Here is a 20651-nt window from a genome sequence, read left to right as displayed (position 1 = left end):
CCTATGCGGCGGGCGGCGCCGCATCCACCCTCGCGGGCGTGACGGACCGAGGCTTAGAGCCGCCTTATCGCGGTCTTAACCTCGGGCCGGGCACGCTGGTGTCATGCACAGGAGATGGGTAGTGGCCGGGTGGGCGGGCGCCGCCGCGGTGGCGGTGGCGGCCGGGATCGGGGCGGTGGCACTCGCGCAGGGCGGGAGCCTCCACCCGCCGACCGAGCCGATGTCGGACGACGACGTGCTGGCAGCGCTGGCGGAGGCCGAGTCGGCGACGCCGGAGGAGGTGGCGAGCGAGGCGCCGCCGGAGAGCGCCTCGGCAGAGCCGAGCGGTTCGCGGGAGGCGTCCCCGAGCGCGAGCGCCGGGACCGGCGAGCAGGTCTTCGGCGGCGACGGCGGCACCTTCCTGGCCAGTTGCGAGGGCTCGCTCGTGAGCATCGTGTGGTGGGCGCCCGCGCAGGGCTGGCATGTGAGCGACGTGGAGACCGGGCCGTCCCGGGACGCCGAGATCGAGTTCGAGAACGAGGCCGACGACGAGCGGGAGTACTCGGTCGTGTGCGTCGACGGCGCCCCGCAGCTCGGCTCCGAGGACGACTAGGAGAAACGACGGAAGCGGCCCCGAAACCATGGGTTTCGGGGCCGCTTCCGTTCGGAGCCGCAGGAGGGTCAGCCCTTCTTGCGGAGCTCCTCTTCGTTCTTGTGGAGGTCGTCCAGGCCGCCGCACATGAAGAAGGCCTGCTCGGGGAAGTGGTCGTACTCCCCTTCGGCGATCTTCTTGAAGGCCTCGACGGTCTCTTTGACGGGGACGAACGAGCCCTCGACACCGGTGAACTGCTTCGCCGCGAACGTGTTCTGCGACAGGAAGCGCTCGATGCGGCGGGCGCGGCCCACCACGAGCTTGTCCTCCTCCGAGAGCTCGTCCATGCCGAGGATCGCGATGATGTCCTGAAGCTCGTTGTACTTCTGGAGGATCTGCTTCACCTGGGAGGCGACCGCGTAGTGCTCGGCGCCGACGACCTCGGGCTCCAGAATGCGGGAGTTCGAGGCCAGCGGGTCGATCGCGGGGTAGATGCCCTTGTCGGAGATCTTCCGCTCCAGGTTCGTCGTCGCGTCGAGGTGCGTGAACGCGGTGAACGGCGCCGGGTCGGTGTAGTCGTCCGCGGGGACGTACACGGCCTGCATCGAGGTGATGGCCTTGCCGCGCAGCGAGGTGATCCGCTCCTGGAGCTCGCCCATCTCGTCGGCGAGGGTCGGCTGGTAGCCCACGGCCGATGGCATGCGGCCCAGCAGCGCGGAGGTCTCCGAACCGGCCTGCGTGAACCGGAAGATGTTGTCGATGAAGAGCAGCACCTCCTGGTTCTTGACGTCGCGGAAGTACTCGGCCATCGTCAGGGCCGACAGGGCGACGCGGAGGCGCACCCCCGGCGGCTCGTCCATCTGGCCGTAGACCAGCGAGGTCTTCTCCAGCACGCCCGCCTCGTCCATCTCGGCGATGAGGTCGTTGCCCTCACGGGTGCGCTCGCCGACGCCGGCGAACACCGAGGAGCCGCCGAAGTTCTGGGCCACGCGGATGATCATCTCCTGGATGAGCACCGTCTTGCCCACGCCGGCGCCGCCGAACAGGCCGATCTTGCCGCCCTTGACGTACGGCGCGAGCAGGTCGATCGCCTTGATGCCGGTCTCCAGCATCTCGGTCTTCGGCTCCAGCTGCGCGAACGCCGGGGCGTGGCGGTGGATCTCCCAGTGGTCGTCGGCTTCCAGCTCCTCGCCTTCGGCGAGGTTGAGGCACTCGCCGAGGACGTTGAAGACCTTCCCCTTGATGCCGTCGCCGACCGGGACCTTGATCTGCCCGCCGGTGTCGCGGACCTCGGTACCGCGGACCAGGCCGTCGGTCGGGGCCATGCAGATGCCGCGGATCTGGTTGTCGCCCAGGTGCTGGGCCACTTCCAGGGTCAGCGTCTTCGCCTCGCCGGTGTAGGTCACGTCAACATGCAGCGCGTTGAAGATCGCCGGGATGGCGTTTCGAGGGAATTCGACGTCGACGACCGGCCCGATGACCCGTACGACGCGCCCCACTCCTTGAGTGTCAGTCATCGTTACTCTCTTCCTGCGGCGGAAAGGGCACTGGCCCCACCCACGATTTCGCTGATCTCCTGCGTGATCGCCGCCTGCCGCGCCGCGTTCGCGCTCCGCCGCAGGGTCTTGATCATTTCATCGGCATTGTCCGTGGCCGCCTTCATGGCCCGGCGCTTGGCCGCCAACTCGCTCGCCGCCGCGTCGATCAACGACGCGTAGATGCGCGTCGTCAGATACTTCGGCAGCAGCGCGTCGAGCAGCGCCTCCGGGTTCGGCTCGAACTCGTAGTCCGGGAGCAGCACGTGCTCTTCGAGCTCGCTCTCCTCCACCTCTTCGACTTCGAGGGGAGCCAGTTGCCGCGGCTCGGGGGTCTGCGTCAGCAGCGAGACGAACCTGGTGTGGACGATGTGCAGTTCGTCGATACCGAGGATACCGTCCGCTCCCGCGTCGTCGCCCTCGTCGTCGGCGCCGGACATGAACGCCGCGAGCAGCGTCCGGGTGATCTCCTGCGCGTCGGTCACCTTCGGCTGCTGGGAGAAGCCGGTCCAGGACCGCTCGATCTCCCTGGAGCGGAACCGGTAGTACTCGACGCCCTTGCGGCCGGCGACGTACAGGACCGGGACCTTGCCCTCCTCGGCGAGGCGGGAGATCAACTGCTCGGCCGTGCGGATGGCGTTGGCGTTGTAGCCGCCGCACATCCCCTTGTCCGCCGTGATCACCAGGACCCCGGCGCGCCGGACCTGCGCCCGCGGCTGGAGCAGCGGGTGGTTGATCGACGCGTTCGAGGCCAGGGAGGTCATGACACCCGTCATGGCACGCGAGTACGGCAGCGAAGCCGCCACCCGCTCCTGCGCCTTGGCGATGCGGCTGGTCGCGACCAGTTCCTGCGCCTTGGTGATCTTCCGGATGGACTGGGTCGACTTCAGCCGCTTGCGCAAGGTACGAAGCTGCGCTGACATGGCTAACCCCTCTTGACGCGCTTGACGGTCTCGACGTCGACGTCGCCCTCGAGGGCGTCTTCGGCGGCGTCGGTCACGTTCAGGTCGTCGGCAGTGGCCTTGAACATCTGCTTGAACTTGGCGATGGCGCGCTTGAGGGAGTCCTCGATGTCGCCGGCGACCTTGTCCTTGCCCGCGGTGAGCTGGGCGACGACGTCCTTGTGGTTGGCCCTCATGTAGCTGAGGAACTCGACCTCGAAGCGGCGGATCTCGCCGACGGGGATGTCGTCGAGCTCGCCGGCGGTGCCGGCCCAGATCGAGATGGTCTCCTCGCCCATCGGGAGCGGCTCGGCCACACCCTGCTTGAGCAGTTCGACCATCCGCAGACCGCGGTCCAGCTGCGCCTTCGACGCGGCGTCCAGGTCGGACGCGAAGGCCGCGAAGGCCTCCAGGTCGCGGTACTGGGCCAGGTCCAGACGCAGCGAGCCCGCGACCGAGCGCATGCCCTTGGTCTGCGCGGCGCCGCCCACACGGGAGACGGAGGTGCCGACGTTGATCGCCGGGCGCACACCCGAGTTGAACAGGCCCTCTTCGAGGTAGACCTGCCCGTCGGTGATCGAGATGACGTTGGTCGGGATGAACTGCGAGATGTCGCCGGCCTTGGTCTCGATGATCGGCAGACCCGTCATCGAACCGCCGCCCAGCTCCTCCGAGAGCTTCGCGCAGCGCTCGAGCAGCCGCGAGTGGAGGTAGAAGACGTCACCGGGGAAGGCCTCGCGGCCCGGGGGACGGCGCAGCAGCAGCGACACGGTCCGGTAGGCCTCGGCCTGCTTCGAGAGGTCGTCGAAGACGATGAGGACGTGCTTGCCGCCGTACATCCAATGCTGCCCGATGGCCGAACCGGTGTAGGGCGCCAGGTACTTCAGACCCGCCGGCTCGTCCGCGTTCGCCGCGACGATGGTCGTGTACTCCATCGCGCCGTGCGCCTCGAGCATGCCCTTGATGCCGGCGACCGTCGAGCCCTTCTGGCCGACCGCGACGTAGATGCAGCGCAGCTGCTTGTTCGGGTCGCCGGACTCCCAGTTCGCCCGCTGGTTGATGATCGTGTCGATCGCGACCTGCGTCTTGCCGGTCTTGCGGTCGCCGATGATCAGCTGGCGCTGGCCGCGCCCGATGGGGGTCATCGAGTCGACGGCCTTGATGCCGGTCTCGACCGGCTCGAACACCGACTGGCGGCTGACGACGTTGGGGGCCTGGGCCTCCAGCTCGCGCTCGCCCTCGGCCTCGATCTCGCCGAGGTCGTCGATGGGGTTGCCCAGGGCGTCGACGACGCGGCCCAGGAACTTGTCGCCGACCGGCACGGAGAGGACCTTGCCGGTCCGCTTGACGGTCTGGCCCTCGCCGACCTTGACCGGGTCGCCCAGGAGGACGGCGCCGATCTCGCGGATGTCGAGGTTCAGGGCCAGGCCCATCACGCCGCCTTCGAACTCCAGGAGCTCGTTGGCCATGACGGAGGGCAGGCCCTCCACGACGGCGATGCCGTCGCCGGCGCTCGTGACGGTACCGACCTCTTCGCGGGTGATCTCCGGCCGGTAGGACGAGACGTAGGCGTCCAGCGCGCTACGGATCTCGTCTGAGGAGATGGTCAATTCAGCCATCTGGGCGTTTCCCTTTCTGTAATTACCGGCAGGATCAACGTCCGGCCAAGGCTTGGCGGGCTTCGTCGAGGCGGCGCGAGACGGTGCCGTCCCACAGGTCCGAGTCGACTTGCACCCGGATGCCCCCGACGATCGCGGGGTCGACGGTGACCTTGAGCGTCACCGGGCGGCCGTAGACGAGCGACAGCTTGGCGGCGAGCTGGCGCTCGCCGGACTCGTCGAGCGGGCTCGCCACGGTCACGTAGGCCACGGCCTCGTCGCGGGCCGCGGCGGCGGCCTCGACCAGGTGGGACAGGGAGGCGTGGAAGCTGCGCCCGCCGATGCCGAAGCACGCGGCGGCCGCGAGCGTCACCGTCGCCGGCTCGGCCTTGCCGTCGAGCAGTCGCTCGACCAGCGCGGCCCTGGCGTTCGGGTCGGTGCCCGAGGCGCCGAGGGCCGAGGCCAGCTCGGGGTCGCCGTCGACCAGTCGACCGAAGCGGAACAACTGGTCCTCGACGTTCGCCAGGGTGCCGTCCTTCGCGACGGCGAGCAGCAGCGCCTTGACGGCGAGCTGCTCGGTGCCGCCGACCAGTTCGGAAGGGCTGCCCCAGCGGCCCCGCACCAGCGCGGCCACCACATCGGCGGCGGTCGCGCCGACTTGTCCTGCGATGAGCCGGCGGACCAGCCCCTCCCGGTCGTCCGCCGCACGGGCGGGGTCGGACAGGGCGCGACGCAGCCGAGGCTGGTCGACGAGGAACCGCGTCACTTCCAGCAGCTCGACGCCGCACTCGGTGAGCTGCTCGGCCGACCCCGCGGAGGCCGAGGCCTCCAGCACGGCGCGGCCGGCCTCGATGCTTTCGCGTCCGGTCGTCGACATCAGCGCGCTCCGCTCGTCTCTGCGGTCTCGTCCGCGATCTGGGCCAAGAACTGGTCCACGGTCGCGGTCGTGTCGGCGTCTCCGGCGAGGCGCTGGCCGATGATCTTGCCGGCCAGGTCCACTGCCAGGTTGCCGACCTCGCCGCGCAGTTCGCGGACGAGCTGCTGGCGGGAGGCCTCGATCTGCGAGTGGCCGGCCGCGATGATGCGGTTGGCCTCTTCACGGGCGGAGACGAGGATCTCCTCCTTGGCGGCCACTGCGTCGGCGCGGGCCTCGTCGCGGATCGCGGCGGCCTCCTCCTGCGCGGTGGCGAGCTTGCGGCGGTACTCCTCGAGCGTCTGATTGGCCTCTTCCTGGGCCCGTTCAGCGCGCTCGATGCCTCCTTCGATCGCGTCCACTCGTGCTTCGAAGGTCTTCTCCATACGGGGGAAGACGAACTTCATGAGCACGAAGAGCAGCAGACCGAAGGCGACGGCACCGACGACCATCTCTTGCCAGATCGGGAAGAGGATCGCCGTGCCCCCCTCGGCGGCTTGAATCATGATCGCTCCAGAGGTCGATTAAGAGAGGGCGAAGGCGAGGACGAGGCCGAACAGGGCCAGCACCTCGACCAGGGCGAAGCCCATGAACAGCATCGGGCGGGTGATGCCGGCGGACTCAGGCTGCCGGGCGGTGGAGGTGATCCACGCGGCGAAGATCAGGGCGACACCGAGACCGGGGCCGAGTGCAGCAATGCCGTAACCGACGACGTTGAGAGAGCCTTCCATGGCGTTTTTCTCCTAGGTGTCAGCGTGGCGTGTCCATCACGCCACGTTGGTGTTCAGTTTGAAATCTGCGGGGGTGGTCCGATCAGTGTTCGTCGGCGAGCGAGCTTTGGACGTACATGGCCGTCAGCAGGGTGAACACGTACGCCTGGAGCACGATGACGATGAGCTCGAACGCGGTGATGGCGATGCCCATCGCGAACGAGAAGACCGACATGCTCTGGATGAAGATGTTCTCCGAGTTGAGCAGCTGGAAGCCGCCGAGGAAGAAGACCAGCAGGATGAGGTGGCCGGCGAACATGTTCGCGAACAGCCGCAGCGCCAGCGTCACGGGGCGCAGGATCAGGTTCTGAAGGAACTCGATGGGGATCACGACCGGGTAGATGAACACCGGGGTGCCCGCCGGGATGCACGTCGCTCGCAGGTAGCCGAGGAAGCCGTGCTTCTTGACGCCGACGTACACGTAGATGACCCACGACATCAGGCCCAGCACCAGCGGGAAGCCGATGTGGGAGTTCGGGGAGATCTGGATGCCCGGGACGATCGCCCACATGTTCGTGACCAGGATGAACAGGAACAGCGTCGCGAAGTACGGGGCGAAGCGCACGCCGGCCTTCTTGCCGAGCAGGTCGACGGAGACCGAGTTGCGGATGAATCCGTAGGCGGACTCGGCGAGCCACTGCCGCTTGGTGGGGACGATCTGCGGCTTGCGGTAGGCCCACAGGAAGAAGACGATGATGACGGCCACGGAGAGCCACACCGCGAAGGTGAGGGTCGTGAAGACGTTGGCGAGACCGGTCTCGCTCAGGCCCGTGAACCAGTCCCGGAAATTGAAGCTCTCAATGCCGGGCGGGAAGTGGAGGTCCCCTTCGGCCAGCACCATGGCTGAGTCGGTCACGCGAGCCACGCCTCTCAGTCAGTGTCGGTCAAATTTACGGCGACATCTGCTTGATCAGCAGGTACATTCCTGCTGCAGCACCGACAAGCATCCCTACCAGGAGCCCGACTTTGGGCAGTCCGAGCCACAGGTCGACGAGATATCCGAGACCGCCCCAGACGATGATCCCGGACATGAGATACCCCAGCGCACGCCAGCCCGTTTCCGAGCCGTCCGGCTGGGGCTTGCCATCAGGGGGGTGATTGTCGGCCATGTCGAGCTGAACTCTAACAGCTACTACACAGGAACTGCCCGGTGGGTTCGCAGAGGTGAGCGTCGTCCACGCGCCTTTGTCAACCGCAATGGCGGACGGTGTGTCATGCGGCGCATCGCGTTCAGGCGCGGTCGCTCAATTCGATGTACGGGATCTTCGCCTTGTAGGCCCAGACTGCCTGGGTGCCGAGCCAGGCGAGGGCGCCGCCGATGATGCCGTAGGCGAAGGGCGTCAATGCTTCGGGCGCATGCGACTTGACCGCGGCGAGGGCCGCGAAGACGATCATCAATTTAACGGCGTACGTGACCAATGCCATAACGAGAGTGAGACGCAGGTCAATTTTCTCGGCAGCCGCGACCGCCCAGACCGATCCCGCGAAGCCCAAGGCGACCAACGCTACTCCTGTCGGAGCGGCCCATGCGCCGGTCCCCCCCGCGAAGATCCCGCCGAGGACGGCGGCCAGCGCCGCCGCGATCCCGGCGACGGCGAAGCACGGCTTCAGGAAGCCCTTCGAGCGGCTCACAGCTCGGCCTCCAGCACGGCGGCGACGGGTTTGAGGGCGTCTTCGAGCTGGTCGGCGATGCTGCCGTAGACCGCGCGGCTCATCCCCCAGGGGTCGGAGAGGTTGATCGCGTCGTAGTCGCCGCGGCGCTCGTCGGCCGCGGCCACGAGGGCCTTGCCGCGCGTGGCGGTGTCGCCCGGGGGGAGGTCGGCGAGGAGGTCGGCGGCGGCGCGGCCGAGACTGCGCACCAGGAAGGTCCTGCCGACCGCCTCGGGGAAGCGCTCGGCGATGTATTCGAGGTGCCCGGTGGTCGCGACGAGGACGAGGTCGCTGGACTCGACGTGGGCGCGCACGAGCCGGCGGGCCCGGTGGCCCTGGAACTCGTAGCCGCGCGACTCGAGTTCGTCCATCGAGTTCGGCTGCATGTTCTCGCCCTCGTGGAAGGCCGAGATGCCCGCGCCGTGGTTGTACACGTCCTCGCCGGTGAGCCCGTCGAGGATGCGTTCGGACATGGGCGAGCGGCAGATGTTGCCGGTGCACACGTGCAGGACCGAGAACGGCGCGCTCAAGCCGGGGTCTCCTCGGAGGCCTCGGGGTCCGCTTCGGGTTCGCCGGCTTCGGGTTCTTGCTCTTCGGGGCGCTCGCCGGGGCCGTAGCCGTCGCGGTCGAGGGTGTCGGGCACGATCTTGCGGATCTGCTCCAGGCTCAGGGCGCCCTCGCGCAGGACCTGCGGCGGGTGCGCGACGCAGTCGACGATGGTCGAGGGCAGGTTGTCCTCGGAGGGCCCGGCTTCGAGGTAGACCGAGACGTCGGTGCCCAGCTGCTCCTTGGCCGCGGCGGCGGTCTCCGCCGGCGGCAGGCCGTGCTTGTTGGCCGAGGAGACGGCCATCGGGCCGGTCTCCTTGAGCAGTTCGAGCGCGAGCGGGTGCAGCGGCATCCGCACCGCGACCGTGCCGTCGGTGTCGCCCAGGTCCCAGGTCAGCGACGGCGTGAAGGGCACGACGACGGTGAGCGGTCCGGGCCAGAAGGCCTCGGTGAGCTCCTTGGCGGAGTCGGGGATGTCCGAGGCGATGCCGTCGAGGGCCCGTTTGGAGCCGATGAGCACCGGCGGGGCCATGTCGCGCCCGCGGCCCTTGGCGGCCAGGAGCGCCTTGACGGCGGCGTGGTTGAACGCGTCGCACCCGAGCCCGTAGACGGTGTCGGTCGGCAGCACGACGAGCCGGCCTCCGGACACGGCCCGGGCGGCGGACTTCAGCCCGGTGGCGCGGTCCTTGATCTTCCTGCAATTGAACAGCCTCACGGCGCCTAGCCTAGCCTTCCTGTGGCGAACCTCGGGCGGCCCGCCAGGTCGTCGTGGTCCGCCGCCTCGGTGAACCCGCTGACGCGCAGGATCTCGGGGGCGGCCTTGCGGTGGGTGTCGTCGTGCTCGAAGCCGAACCAGCCGCCGGGCCTGAGCCAGCGGGCGGCGCGGACGGCGAGCGGCTGGATGACCGCGAGCCCGGCTTCGGCGGCGTAGACGGCCCCGGAGGGGTCGAAGCTGACCTCGGGGGCGACCTCCATGTCGAAGGGCACGTACGGCGGGTTCGCGACGACGAGGTCGACGGTCCCGTCGAACTCGTTGAGCGTCGAGGCCGCGGTGGCGTCGGCGAGGACGGCGATGGCGCCGGTGCCGTGGAGGTTCCTGCGGGTCCACTCGAAGGCGTCAGGGTCGGACTCGACCGCCCACACCCGGCTGTCGGGGCGCTCGGTCGCGATCGCGTGGGCGATGGCCCCCGAGCCCGAGCAGGCGTCGACGACGAGCCCGCCGCGCGGCAGGTGTTCCAGGGCCCAGTCGACGAGGAGCTCGGTCTCGGGCCGGGGCACGAAGACGCCGGGCCCGACCTCGAGTTCGCCGTAGCGGAACGGGGCCGCCCCGGTCAGGTGCTGGAGCGGTTTGCGCCACGAGCGCTCGGCGACCAGGCGCATGTACTCGGTGCCCTGTTCGGAGGTCGGGTCGTCGGCGATGAGGAGCCGGGTCCGCGGGATGCCGGCCACGTGGGCGGCCAGGAGTTCGGCGTCGACGCGCGGGGAGTCGATGCCGCGCTGCCCCAGGAGCTTCGTCGCGGACTCGATCAGGAACCGCCAGTCGTCGGTCATTCGGAGCCGCGGGCCATGCGCTCGGCGCGGTCGGCCGCGGCGAGGGCGTCGAGGACCTCGTCGAGCGCGCCGTCCATGACCTGGTCGAGGTTGTAGGCGGTGAAGCCCACGCGGTGGTCGGTGAGGCGGTTCTGCGGGAAGTTGTAGGTGCGGATGCGCTCGGAGCGGTCGGCGGTGCGCACCTGGAGCAGGCGGGCGGCCCCGGCGGCGGCCGCGGCCTCCTCCTGCTGCTTGGCGAGCAGGCGGGCGCGCAGGACGCGGATGGCCGCCTCCTTGTTCTGGAGCTGGCTCTTCTCGTTCTGGCTGGTGACGACCACGCCGGTGGGCACGTGGGTGAGGCGCACGGCCGAGTCGGTGGTGTTGACCGACTGGCCGCCGGGGCCCGAGGAGCGGTACACGTCGACGCGGACGTCGTTCATGTTCAGCTCGAAGTCGACCTCTTCGGCCTCGGGCATGACGACGACGGCGGCCGCGGAGGTGTGCACGCGCCCTTGGGACTCGGTCACGGGCACCCGCTGCACGCGGTGGACCCCGCCCTCGAACTTCATGCGCGACCACACGCCGTTGCCGCCCTCGGGAGCGCCCTTGGTGCGCACCGCGATCGAGGAGTCCTTGATGCCGCCGAGGTCGGTGGGCACCATCTCGAGCGTCTCGACCGCCCAGCCCTGGTGCTCGAAGTAGCGCAGGTACATGCGCATGAGGTCCCCGGCGAACAGGCCGGACTCCTCGCCGCCGGCGCCGGCCTTGATCTCGATGATCACGTCCTTGGCGTCGTCGGGGTCGCGCGGGACGAGCAGCTCGGCGAGCTTCTCCTCCAGTTCGGGGATGCGCTTTCGGAGGCGCTCGGCCTCCTCGGCGAACTCCGCGTCCTCCTTGGCGAGCTCCTCGGCCGTCTCCAGGTCGTCCTTGGCCGAGTCGATGTCGGCGGCGGTCTTCGCGATCGGGGAGAGTTCGGCGTAGCGGCGGCCGACCCGCCGGGCCTGGGCCTGGTCGGCGTGGAGCGCCGGGTCGCCCATCTGGACCTCGAGGTCCCGGTACTCGGCGATCAGGGAGGCGAGGCGGTTGTCGGCGGCGGTCGTCATGTCGGTTCCTTAAGGAGAGCACTGCCTGGACGAGCGGAAGAAAAAACGCAGCGCCCGTGTCGGTGACACGAGCGCTGCGGAAAAATACTACTTGCCGGCCTGAGCCTTCTCCTGGGTCTTGGCGTAGCGGGCCTTGAACTTGGCCACGCGACCGCCGGTGTCGAGGATGCGCTGCTTGCCGGTGTAGAACGGGTGGCACTTGTTGCAGGTCGCAGCCTGGATCTTGCCACTGGTCACCGTCGAACGGGTGGTGAAGGCGTTCCCGCAGGAACAGGTCACCTCGGTGACGACGTACTCAGGGTGGATCCCGTCTTTCATGACTTCCCTTTCTCCGGGTCGCCGGGTCGGCTACGCGTAGCCGTGAACCGGAACCGCATCGGGCCCGTCTGGGCACATGGTGGGTGCGCGACCTGCGCACCGGCATCAATATTAAGGCGTGAGGCCGCTCTCAGACAGAGCGGCCTCGCGCTCGGCGGCTACTCGCCAGGAGTGCTCTTGACGATCGACATGAGGAACTCGGCGTTCGTCTGCGTCTTCTTGAGCCGGTCGATCAACAGATCGATGGCCTGCTGCGGCTCCAGCGAGGACAGGACCCGGCGGAGCTTGAGCATGACCGCCTGCTCCTCGGTGCTCATCATGAGCTCGTCCTTGCGGGTGCTCGACTGGTGCACGTCGATCGCCGGGTAGGTGCGCTTCTCGGCGATCTTGCGGTCGAGCTTGAGCTCGGCGTTGCCGGTGCCCTTGAACTCCTCGAAGATCACCGTGTCGCCCATCGAGCCGGTCTCGACCAGCGCGGTGGCGATGATGGTCAGCGAGCCGCCGTGCTCGATGTTGCGCGCCGCGCCCAGGAACCGCTTGGGCGGGTAGAGCGCGGTCGAGTCGATGCCGCCGGACAGGATGCGACCGGAGGCGGGCGACGAGTTGTTATACGCGCGGCCCAGGCGGGTGATCGAGTCGAGCAGCACGACCACGTCGTGGCCGAGTTCGACCAGGCGCTTGGCGCGCTCGATCGCGAGTTCGGCGACGGTGGTGTGGTCCGACGGCGGGCGGTCGAAGGTCGAGGCGATGACCTCGCCCTTGACCGAGCGCTGCATGTCGGTGACCTCTTCGGGCCGCTCGTCCGCGAGGACCACCATGAGGTGGCACTCGGGGTTGTTCGTGGTGATCGCGTTGGCGACCGCCTGGAGCACCATCGTCTTGCCCGCCTTGGGCGGGGAGACGATGAGGGCCCGCTGGCCCTTGCCGATCGGGGCCACGAGGTCTATCACCCGCGTGGTCAGCGCGTTCGGCTCGGTCTCCAGCCGCAGGCGCTCCTGCGGGTACAGCGGCGTGAGCCGGTAGAACTCGTCGCGCTTCTTGGCGTCCTCGGGGTTCATCCCGTTGACGGTGTCGAGGCGCACGAGCGGGTTGTACTTCTCGCGGCGCTGCTTGCCGTTGTTCTGGCCGCCGGGCTCCTCGGTGCGCGTGGGCTTGACGGCGCCGGTGATGGCGTCGCCGCGGCGCAGCCGGTACTTGCGGACCTGCGACATCGAGACGTAGACGTCGTCGGGGCCGGCGAGGTAGCCGGTGGTGCGGATGAACGCGTAGTTGTCGAGGATGTCGAGGATCCCCGCGACGGGCACGAGCTGCTCGTCGTTCTGGGCGTTGCCGCCCCCGCCGCCGCGCTCGGTCTCCTCGCGTCCGCCGCCGCTGCGGCGTCGGTCGGAGCGGTCGCGGCGCTTGCGGCGGCGTCCGTCGCCGTCGCCCTGCTGGCCGCGGTCGTCGTAGCCGTCGTCGCTCTGGCGTTCGGCGCGGTTGTCGCCGCGGGACTCGGACTGCTCCGAGCGCTCGCCGCGGTTGTCGCCGCGGCCGTTGCCGTCGCGGTTGTCGCGGCCGTTGCCGTCACGGCCGTTCTCGCCGCGGTTGCGGCGACGGCGCTGCGGACGGTCCTCATCGGACTCGACGGCGTGGGCGGAGCCCTGCCCCTCGGACTCGGCGGATTCGGAGCGGCGCTCGTTCTCGGAGCCCTCGCGGGACGAGAACTGGTCCTGGCGACGACGCGGCTGCGGCGGGCCGGCCGGGCGGGTGGCCCGGCGGGCGGCGCTGCCGCCCTTGGCTTCGGCGCTCTCGGAGCCGCCGCCGTCGCCGTTGTCGCCCTGGCCCGAGTCGACTGTGGTCGACTGGACCTCGGCGATCGGCGCTTCGACGATCGGTGTGTGTTCAGAGTCAGGCACTGGCGGGGCCTCCCGTTCTGCGCTGGCACCGCCGGGCTGCGAGCCCGCATCCTGCCGTTCCTGGATGGCGGCGATCAGCTCGCTCTTGCGCATCCGGCCAACGCCGGTGATGCCGAGCGATTGGGCCATCTGCTGGAGCTCGGGCATCAGCATGGAGGCCAGACCGGTTCCTGCCCGGCGGCGCTTCTTGGCCTCGGGGAGTTCACCCGAAGCAGGCGCCGCATCGCTCATCCGGTCCGACGTCGTGCCGGTGGTGTCGCTCAATGGATTCCTTCCCTGGCGGAACTTCGAAGTGAATTCGAGGAGTTTCCGCGTCTTTCAAATAGCCGCAATGCCGATGTTCTGGTCGGTGTCCCGCCATCGCCTCGGCCGCCTTGGGCCAGATGGCCGCGGCGGTTGGAAGACGACGGTTGGCACTGGGTGCAACACCCCTGGGCTGTCCGCTGAGCAGACGGTCCTGATCGTGATGACAGCCTCTGGGCCTGCGACTGGACGGTTCGCGATGAATGATCGTGCACGATGAGACACGTGATGGCGATCTGTGCTGAATGCGATCCTCGCCTTTGCGTTCCCCGAGCGGAAGCTCGGTGCCACAAGCGGACAGCGACTGTTCCTTGGTCGAAACCGTGCCATGCCACGCTGGAGCTATGCAAAGTCACAAATCCATGGTTGAGGGTGATGACCCAAACAAGAGATCAGGCGTGCGCTGGATGCGCCGCAGCAGTTGTGACTACAAGCATAAGCAAGGCTTCGAGCAGTCACGACACCGGGTGGTCGTCTAACTGGAATAGTAGCGCACTCTTCCCATTGACAACAACGGACCCGAGGATCACTCGTTCGGGGAGGTCGCGACCTGAGCGGCGCCTTCGGCGACGTCCAGGCGCAGTGCCGCGAAGCCGGGGGCTTCGGGTACCGGCGCGTCGTCCACCGCGAGGGCGAGGACCGAAGGGCCCGCGCCCGAGATGGCCGCGGCGATGCCGACGGCGCGCAACCGTTCCAACAGCTCCGCGCTCTCGGGCATTCCCTCGGCGCGATATCCCTGGTGGAGGCGGTCGTCGGTGGCCTCGAACAGCCGCGAGGGCTGGCGCGAGATCGCGGCGACCAGCAGCGCGGATCGGGAGAGATTGAACACCGCGTCGGCGTGCGGGACCCGCTCGGGCAGGGCCGTGCGGGCGACCGCGGTCAGGCCCCGGGTCCGGGGCACGAAGACCCACGGGTGGACGCGCGGCGAGGGGTCGAGGCTGAGGGCCCTCGCACCGTCCGCAGTGGAGTACGCGATGGTGAAGCCGCCGAGGAGGCAGGGGGCCACATTGTCCGGATGCCCTTCGATCTCGCCGGCTATGACGAGTTTCTCCGAGCGGGTCAGGCTCGCGCCGGCGAGGGCGTCGGCGAGCATGACGCCGGCGACGATCGCCGCGGAGGAGGAGCCGAGGCCCCTCGCGTGCGGGATCCGGTTGCGGCACTTGAGCCGCAGGCCCGGAGGCGCGAGGTCGAGGTGCTTGAAGGTGCGCAGCATCGAGGAGGCCACGAGGTGGCGCTCGTCGGCGGCGACGGTGCCGGCCCCCTCGCCTTCGACCTCGACGGTGACGGCGGTGCCGCTGGTGGTCTCGGCGGTGACCTCGTCGCACAGGTCGAGGGCGAGGCCGAGCGAGTCGAAGCCGGGCCCGAGGTTGGCGGAGGTGGCGGGCACGCGCACGGTGGCGCGCGGGCCGGTCCTGAAGGCGCCCAAGTCAGCGGCCCTTCCGAGGCTGGTCGGCGCCGTGCGCTCCGGTGCCCATCACAGGCCCAGCGCGGCGGCGGTCTTGAGCACGTCGACCGGGAGGGTCTGCGGCTGCGGGGCGGTGGAGACGGCCCAGTCGGGGTCCTTGAGGCCGTTGCCGGTCACGGTGCACACGATCGTCTGCCCCTTCTCGACCCAGCCGGCCTCGGCCTGCTTGAGCAGGCCCGCGACCGAGGCGGCGGAGGCGAGTTCGACGAAGACGCCTTCGCTGCGGGCGAGCAGCATGTAGGCGGCGTGGATCTCGCGGTCGGTCGCGGCGATGATCTTGCCGCCGGACTCCTTCTCGGCGTCGAGCGCCTTCGTCCACGAGGCCGGGTTGCCGATGCGGATCGCCGTGGCGATGGTCTGCGGGTGCTCCACGACCCTGCCGTTGACGATCGGCGCGGCGCCCGCGGCCTGGACGCCGAGCATCCGCGGCAGCTTCCCGGCCGCGCCCGCCGCGAAGTCCTCGTTGTAGCCGAGCCAGTAGGCGGTGATGTTGCCGGCGTTGCCGACCGGCAGGCAGTGCACGTCCGGGGCGTCGCCGAGGACGGACACGATCTCGTACGCGGCGGTCTTCTGCCCCAGGATGCGGTTGACGTTCAGGTGGTTGACCAGCGTCACCGGGTAGTCCTGCGAGAGCTTGTCGGCGACCATGAGGCAGTCGTCGAAGTTCCCTTCGAGCTGGATGAGCTTGGCGCCGTGGACGAGCGCCTGGGCGAGCTTGCCGAGGGCGATCTTCCCGGCGGGCACGAGCACGGCGCAGGTGATCCCCGCGCGCGCGGCGTAGGCGGCGGCCGAGGCCGAGGTGTTGCCGGTGGAGGCGCAGATGACGGCTTTGGAGCCGTCCTCGACGGCCTTGGACACGGCCATGGTCATGCCGCGGTCCTTGAACGAGCCGGTCGGGTTGAGGCCCTCGACCTTGAGGTAGACGTCGCAGCCGGTCCGGGCCGAGAGCGTCGGCGCGGGCAGCAGGGGGGTGCCGCCCTCCTGGAGGGTGACGACGGGAGTGGCGTCCGAGACCGGCAGGCGGTCGCGGAACTCCTCGATGAGGCCGCGCCATCCGGGGCGCGTCGGGCGGGCGTTGGCGGGCATGGCGGCGTCCTACTCTCCTTCGACGCGCATGACGGAGGTGACCTGGTGCACCGACGTCAGTCGCGACAGTTCCTCGACGGTGTCCGACAACTGCTTGTCGGCGGCCGTGTGGGTGACGACCACGAGCTGGGCGTCGTCGCTGCGGCCGGACTGGTGGACGGTGGCGAGGCTGACGCCGTGGTGGGCGAAGGTGGCCGCCACGCGGGCGAGCACGCCGGGCTCGTCGACGACGTCGAGGCTGACGTGGTAGCGGGTGCGGGCCTCGCCGATGGGTTTCACCGGCAGGTCCTGGTAGGCGGCCTCGGGCGGGAAGGCGGTGATCCCGCCGCGCTTGTTGCGCGCCACGGCCACGATATCGCCGAGCACCGCCGAGGCGGTCTCGGTGCCGCCGGCTCCCGCTCCGTAGAACATGAGCCGCCCGGCCGACTCCGCCTCGACGAACACGGCGTTGTAGGCGCCGTTGACGTTCGCGAGCGGATGGGAGGCCGGGATCATGGCCGGGTGGACGCGCACGGACACGCCGTCGGCCTCGCGGGTGGCGATGCACAGCGGCTTGACCACGCGGCCCTCGGCGGCGGCCGAGGCGATGTCGGCGGCCGAGACGCCCCTGGTCGACTCGCCGGTGGAGGCGTTGCCGGGGCGCAGGCCCTCGCGGTGGACGTCCTCGAGGTTCACGTGGGTGTGGAAGGCGAGCGAGGCGATGAGCGCGGCCTTGGCGGCGGCGTCGAAGTTGTCGACGTCGGCGCTCGGGTCGGCCTCTGCGTAGCCGAGTTCGGTGGCCTCGGCGAGGGCCTCCTCGAAGGAGGCGCCGGTCTGCGTCATCTTGCTGAGGATGTAGTTGGTGGTGCCGTTGACGATGCCGAGCACGCGGTTGATCGTGTCGCCGTGGAGCGACTCGCGCAGCGGGCGCATGAGCGGGATCGCGGCGGCCGCGGCGGCCTCGTAGTACAGGTCCGCGCCGCCGGACTTCGCGGCGGCGGCCAGGGTCGGGCCGTCCTCGGCGAGCAGGGCCTTGTTCGCGGTGACCACGGACTTGCCCTGGCCGAGGGCGGTGGTGATCCAGGTGCGGGCCGGCTCGATGCCGCCGGCGACCTCCACGACGATGTCCACGTCGTCGCGCTTGACCAGGCCGAGCGCGTCTGTGGTGAACATGGAGCGGTCCACCGGCAGGTGCGAGCGGTCGCGGTCGATGCGGCGGACGGCGATCCCGACGATCTCGACCGGCTCGCCCACCCGGGCGGCCAGCTCCTCCCCGCGCGTTCGCATGAGGCGCACGACTTCACTGCCGACGGTGCCGCATCCGAGTAGCGCGAGTTTCATCGCTGGATTACCTCTTCCTCAAGGGTTTGACTAGCCGATGTCGAGTCGCAGCAGATCGTCGACCGTTTCACGGGCCAGGATCACCCGGGCCTGGCCGCCGCGGACGGCCACGACCGGCGGGCGGGGCACGTGGTTGTAGTTCGATCCCATGGAGCGGCAGTAGGCGCCGGTCCCCGGGACCGCGATCAGGTCCCCCGGCGCGATGTCGGCCGGGAGGAACTCATCTTTAACAACAATGTCGCCCGATTCGCAATGCTTTCCCACTACTCGGGCCAGCGCGGGGATCGCAGTGGACGAACGCGAGGCGAGCGTCGCCGAGTAGGTCGCGTCGTAGAGCGCGGTGCGGATGTTGTCGCTGATGCCGCCGTCGACCGAGACGTAGAGGCGGGAGGCGCCGGCCGAGAGTGTGACGGGTTTGACGGTGCCGACCTCGTAGAGGGTGAACACGGCCGGGCCGATGAGGGCGCGGCCGGGCTCGAAGGACAGGCGCGGGACCTCGATCCCGGCGGCGGCGCACTCGTGCTCGACGATGCCGCGCAGGGCGGCGGCGATCACGGCGGGCTCCTGCGGGTCGTCCTGGGTGGTGTAGGCCATGCCGAAGCCGCCGCCGAGGTCGAGTTCGGGTAGGACGGTGTCGTGGTCGGTCTGGAGCTTGGCGTGGAGGCGGACGACGCGGGCGGCGGAGACCTCGAAGGCGGCGGTGTCGAAGATCTGGGAGCCGATGTGGGAGTGGAGGCCCACGAGGTCGAGGTGCTCGGCGGCGAGGACGCGGCGGGCGGCCTCGTAGGCGTCGCCGCCGGCGAGGGAGAAGCCGAACTTCTGGTCCTCGTGGGCGGTGGCGATGTACTCGTGGGTGTGGGCTTCGACGCCGACGTTGACGCGGACCATGACCTTGGGGCGCTTGCCGAGTTCGGCGGCGATGGCCTCGAGTCGCTCGATCTCGGTGAAGGAGTCGGCGACGATGCGCCCGACCCCGAGGTCGATCGCCTGGTGGAGTTCGGCGAGGGACTTGTTGTTGCCGTGCAGGCCCAGGCGGGAGGGTTCGAGTCCGGCGGCGAGGGCGACGGCGAGTTCGCCGGCGGTGCAGACGTCGACGTAGAGGCCCTCTTCGGCGGCGGCGCGCAGGACGGCCTTGGAGCAGAAGGCCTTGGAGGCGTAGTAGACGTCGGCGCCTTCGAAGGCGTCGTTCCAGGCGCGGCAGCGGGCGCGGAAGTCGTCCTCGTCGAGGACGTAGGCGGGGGTGCCGAACTCGGCGGCGAGCTTCTCGACCGAGAGGCCGCCGAGGTGGAGCACGCCGCCGGAGCGCTCCACGTTGGCGGACCACAGTTCGGGGAGGATCGCGTTGACGTCCTGGGGCACGCTGAGCCAGCCGGGGCGCAGCGCGGAGAAGTCGAAGTCGCCGTGCAGTGCGCCGGCCTCGTGGGTGCGCATTACATCCGCTCCGGGGCCGAGACGCCGAGCAGGCCGAGCGCGTTGGCGAGGACGACGCGGGTGGCGTCGACGAGCCACAGGCGGGCCCGGTTGACCGGGGTGGTCTCCTCGTCGGGGAACGGCAGGACGCGGCAGTCGTGCTGGAAGCGGTGGTAGGAGGCGGCGAGTTCCTCGGCGTAGCGGGCGACCCGGTGGGGTTCGCGCAGCTCGGCGGCCGAGGCGACCTGGGCCGGGAACTCGGCGAGGGCCTTGAGCAGGTCCGATTCGCGCTGGTGGGTCAGGAGGGCGGCGTCGTAGGTGTCGCCGCGGTCGACGCCGCGTTCGGCGGCGTTGCGCAGGACGCCGGAGACGCGCGCGTGGGCGTACTGCACGTAGTAGACCGGGTTGTCGCTCGAATGGCGGGTGAGCAGGTCGACGTCGAGGTCGATCGGGGAGTCGGAGGAGTAGCGCGCGAGCGTGTAGCGGGCGGCGTCCACGCCGACGGCCTCGACGATGTCGTTGAGGGAGATGACGGTGCCGTTGCGCTTGGACATCCGCACGGGCTTGCCCTCGCGCACGAGGTTGACCATCTGGCCGATGAGGATCTCCATGGTGTCCGGCTCGTCGCCGAAAGCCCGGCTCATCGCCCGCATCCGGCCGACGTAGCCGTGGTGGTCGGCGCCGAGCATGAACACGAGCTTGTCGAAGCCGCGCTCGCGCTTGTCGAGGTAGTAGGCGCAGTCGGCGGCGAAGTAGGTCCAGTCGCCGTCGGACTTCTTGAGCGGGCGGTCCTTGTCGTCGCCGAAGGTGGTGGTGCGCAGCCACAGCGCCCCGTCGGCCTCGTAGATGTGGCCGAGGGAGGACAGGCGCTCGACGGCGGCGTCGAGTTCGCCCTTGTCGTGCAGTTCCTTCTCGTTGAAGTACACGTCGAAGTGGGTGCCGAACCCTTCGAGGTCGGCCTTGATCTCGTCGAACATGAGCGCGACGCCGACCTGCCGGAAGACCTCCTGCGGGTCGTCGGCCTCGAGCGCGTCGGGGCGCCGCTCGAGGACCTCGGCGGCGATCTCGCCGATGTAGGCGCCGCCGTAGCCGTTCTCCGGGGCGGGCTCGCCCTTGACGGCGGCCAGCAGCGAGGCGCTGAAGTTGTCGATCTGGGAGCCGGCGTCGTTGAAGTAGTACTCGGAGGTGACCTTCGCGCCGGAGGCGCGCATGAGGCGGGCCAGCGCGTCGCCGACCGCGGCCCAGCGGGTGCCGCCGACGTGGACGGGCCCGGTCGGGTTGGCGGAGACGAACTCGAGGTTCACGTGGTGGCCGGCCATGGCGTCGTTGTCGCCGTAGGAGGGCCCGGCGGCGACGATCTTCCCGGCGATCTCGCCCGCGGCGGCGGCGTCGAGGGTGATGTTGAGGAAGCCCGGTCCGGCGATGTCGGCCTTGGCGACGCCGTCGGTCTCGGAGAGGATGCCGGCGATGGCCTCGGCGAGCGCGCGCGGGTTCGTCCCGGCCTTCTTGGCCGTCTGGAGCGCGATGTTGGAGGCGTAGTCGCCGTGGCTGGGGTCCCTGGGTCGCTCTACCGCCGTTCGGGCGGGGAGCACGGCGGCGTCGAGGCCGAGGGCCTCGAAGGCGGCGCGCGTAGCGGACAGCACTTTCTCTGCGAGCGTCTCAGGAGTCACCCGGTAATCGTAGACGCCCTGCTTCGG

Annotated in this window: 21 protein-coding genes; 1 reads left to right on the top strand and 20 read right to left on the bottom strand. The window is 69.7% G+C overall.

Annotation, left to right across the window (positions count from 1 at the left end; translation table 11 throughout):
- The first annotated feature begins 103 nt into the window (after nucleotides 1–103).
- Nucleotides 104–592, top strand: a complete 489-nt coding sequence (locus tag IF12_RS24015; protein ID WP_133884223.1) for a hypothetical protein — start codon at nucleotides 104–106, stop codon at nucleotides 590–592.
- Nucleotides 593–660: 68 nt separating this feature from the next.
- Here the strand turns inward: IF12_RS24015 and atpD are convergent, their stop codons facing one another.
- The 20 genes from atpD to argS all read right to left on the bottom strand — a co-directional run bounded on the left by atpD (nucleotide 661) and on the right by argS (nucleotide 20624).
- Complete coding sequence (atpD, locus tag IF12_RS0110340; RefSeq protein WP_030157676.1) at nucleotides 661–2088, bottom strand: F0F1 ATP synthase subunit beta; 1428 nt, start codon at nucleotides 2086–2088, stop codon at nucleotides 661–663.
- Nucleotides 2089–2090: 2 nt separating this feature from the next.
- Nucleotides 2091–3029: a F0F1 ATP synthase subunit gamma gene (locus IF12_RS0110335; protein WP_030157674.1), complete on the bottom strand. Its 939-nt coding sequence runs from the start codon at nucleotides 3027–3029 to the stop codon at nucleotides 2091–2093.
- Between the two features lie 2 nt (nucleotides 3030–3031).
- Nucleotides 3032–4666 carry a F0F1 ATP synthase subunit alpha gene (gene atpA, locus IF12_RS0110330; protein WP_030157673.1) on the bottom strand — a complete coding sequence of 545 codons (1635 nt, stop codon included), beginning with the start codon at nucleotides 4664–4666 and terminating at the stop codon, nucleotides 3032–3034.
- A gap of 34 nt (nucleotides 4667–4700) precedes the next feature.
- Entirely contained in the window at nucleotides 4701–5522 is an 822-nt protein-coding gene (locus IF12_RS0110325) for a F0F1 ATP synthase subunit delta (protein WP_030157671.1), read from the bottom strand.
- A complete protein-coding gene (locus tag IF12_RS0110320; RefSeq protein WP_030157669.1) occupies nucleotides 5522–6064 on the bottom strand; it encodes a F0F1 ATP synthase subunit B in 543 nt (180 codons plus the stop codon). The genes IF12_RS0110325 and IF12_RS0110320 overlap by 1 nt, the downstream gene beginning before the upstream one ends.
- A gap of 18 nt (nucleotides 6065–6082) precedes the next feature.
- Complete coding sequence (locus IF12_RS0110315) at nucleotides 6083–6289, bottom strand: ATP synthase subunit C (protein WP_030157667.1); 207 nt, start codon at nucleotides 6287–6289, stop codon at nucleotides 6083–6085.
- 82 nt (nucleotides 6290–6371) lie between these two features.
- Nucleotides 6372–7169, bottom strand: a complete 798-nt coding sequence (atpB, locus tag IF12_RS0110310) for a F0F1 ATP synthase subunit A (protein ID WP_030157664.1) — start codon at nucleotides 7167–7169, stop codon at nucleotides 6372–6374.
- Between the two features lie 49 nt (nucleotides 7170–7218).
- Nucleotides 7219–7437, bottom strand: coding sequence for an AtpZ/AtpI family protein (locus tag IF12_RS24890; RefSeq protein WP_030157663.1), 219 nt, complete (start codon nucleotides 7435–7437; stop codon nucleotides 7219–7221).
- Nucleotides 7438–7558: 121 nt separating this feature from the next.
- On the bottom strand, nucleotides 7559–7960 hold the full coding sequence (locus IF12_RS0110300) for a hypothetical protein (protein WP_030157661.1): 402 nt from the start codon (nucleotides 7958–7960) through the stop codon (nucleotides 7559–7561).
- Complete coding sequence (locus IF12_RS0110295) at nucleotides 7957–8508, bottom strand: hypothetical protein (RefSeq protein ID WP_030157659.1); 552 nt, start codon at nucleotides 8506–8508, stop codon at nucleotides 7957–7959. Before IF12_RS0110295 ends, IF12_RS0110300 begins: the two co-directional genes overlap by 4 nt.
- On the bottom strand, nucleotides 8505–9239 hold the full coding sequence (locus IF12_RS0110290) for an L-threonylcarbamoyladenylate synthase (protein ID WP_081913460.1): 735 nt from the start codon (nucleotides 9237–9239) through the stop codon (nucleotides 8505–8507). The genes IF12_RS0110295 and IF12_RS0110290 overlap by 4 nt, the downstream gene beginning before the upstream one ends.
- 5 nt (nucleotides 9240–9244) lie before the next feature.
- Nucleotides 9245–10075, bottom strand: a complete 831-nt coding sequence (prmC, locus tag IF12_RS0110285; RefSeq protein ID WP_051704218.1) for a peptide chain release factor N(5)-glutamine methyltransferase — start codon at nucleotides 10073–10075, stop codon at nucleotides 9245–9247.
- Nucleotides 10072–11157, bottom strand: coding sequence for a peptide chain release factor 1 (prfA, locus tag IF12_RS0110280; protein ID WP_030157652.1), 1086 nt, complete (start codon nucleotides 11155–11157; stop codon nucleotides 10072–10074). Before prfA ends, prmC begins: the two co-directional genes overlap by 4 nt.
- An 87-nt stretch (nucleotides 11158–11244) precedes the next feature.
- Complete coding sequence (gene rpmE, locus IF12_RS0110275) at nucleotides 11245–11475, bottom strand: 50S ribosomal protein L31 (protein WP_030157650.1); 231 nt, start codon at nucleotides 11473–11475, stop codon at nucleotides 11245–11247.
- Between the two features lie 158 nt (nucleotides 11476–11633).
- Nucleotides 11634–13634, bottom strand: coding sequence for a transcription termination factor Rho (gene rho, locus IF12_RS0110270; RefSeq protein ID WP_030157648.1), 2001 nt, complete (start codon nucleotides 13632–13634; stop codon nucleotides 11634–11636).
- 565 nt (nucleotides 13635–14199) lie between these two features.
- Nucleotides 14200–15099 carry a homoserine kinase gene (gene thrB / locus IF12_RS0110265; protein WP_081913459.1) on the bottom strand — a complete coding sequence of 300 codons (900 nt, stop codon included), beginning with the start codon at nucleotides 15097–15099 and terminating at the stop codon, nucleotides 14200–14202.
- A gap of 48 nt (nucleotides 15100–15147) precedes the next feature.
- Nucleotides 15148–16224 (bottom strand): threonine synthase, encoded by a 1077-nt coding sequence (gene thrC, locus IF12_RS0110260; protein ID WP_030157644.1) that lies wholly within the window; start codon nucleotides 16222–16224, stop codon nucleotides 15148–15150.
- A 9-nt stretch (nucleotides 16225–16233) separates the two neighbouring features.
- Complete coding sequence (locus tag IF12_RS0110255) at nucleotides 16234–17544, bottom strand: homoserine dehydrogenase (RefSeq protein WP_030157642.1); 1311 nt, start codon at nucleotides 17542–17544, stop codon at nucleotides 16234–16236.
- A gap of 30 nt (nucleotides 17545–17574) precedes the next feature.
- Nucleotides 17575–18975 carry a diaminopimelate decarboxylase gene (gene lysA, locus IF12_RS0110250; RefSeq protein ID WP_030157639.1) on the bottom strand — a complete coding sequence of 467 codons (1401 nt, stop codon included), beginning with the start codon at nucleotides 18973–18975 and terminating at the stop codon, nucleotides 17575–17577.
- Entirely contained in the window at nucleotides 18975–20624 is a 1650-nt protein-coding gene (gene argS / locus IF12_RS0110245) for an arginine--tRNA ligase (RefSeq protein ID WP_030157637.1), read from the bottom strand. Before argS ends, lysA begins: the two co-directional genes overlap by 1 nt.
- Between the last annotated feature and the right edge of the window lie 27 nt (nucleotides 20625–20651).

Origin of the sequence: Glycomyces sp. NRRL B-16210 (assembly GCF_000719515.1) — a bacterium.
Taxonomy (GTDB): domain Bacteria; phylum Actinomycetota; class Actinomycetes; order Mycobacteriales; family Micromonosporaceae; genus Glycomyces.
The sequence above is the reverse complement of the archived record's forward strand: the minus strand, read 5'-3'. Positions and strand labels throughout refer to the sequence as shown.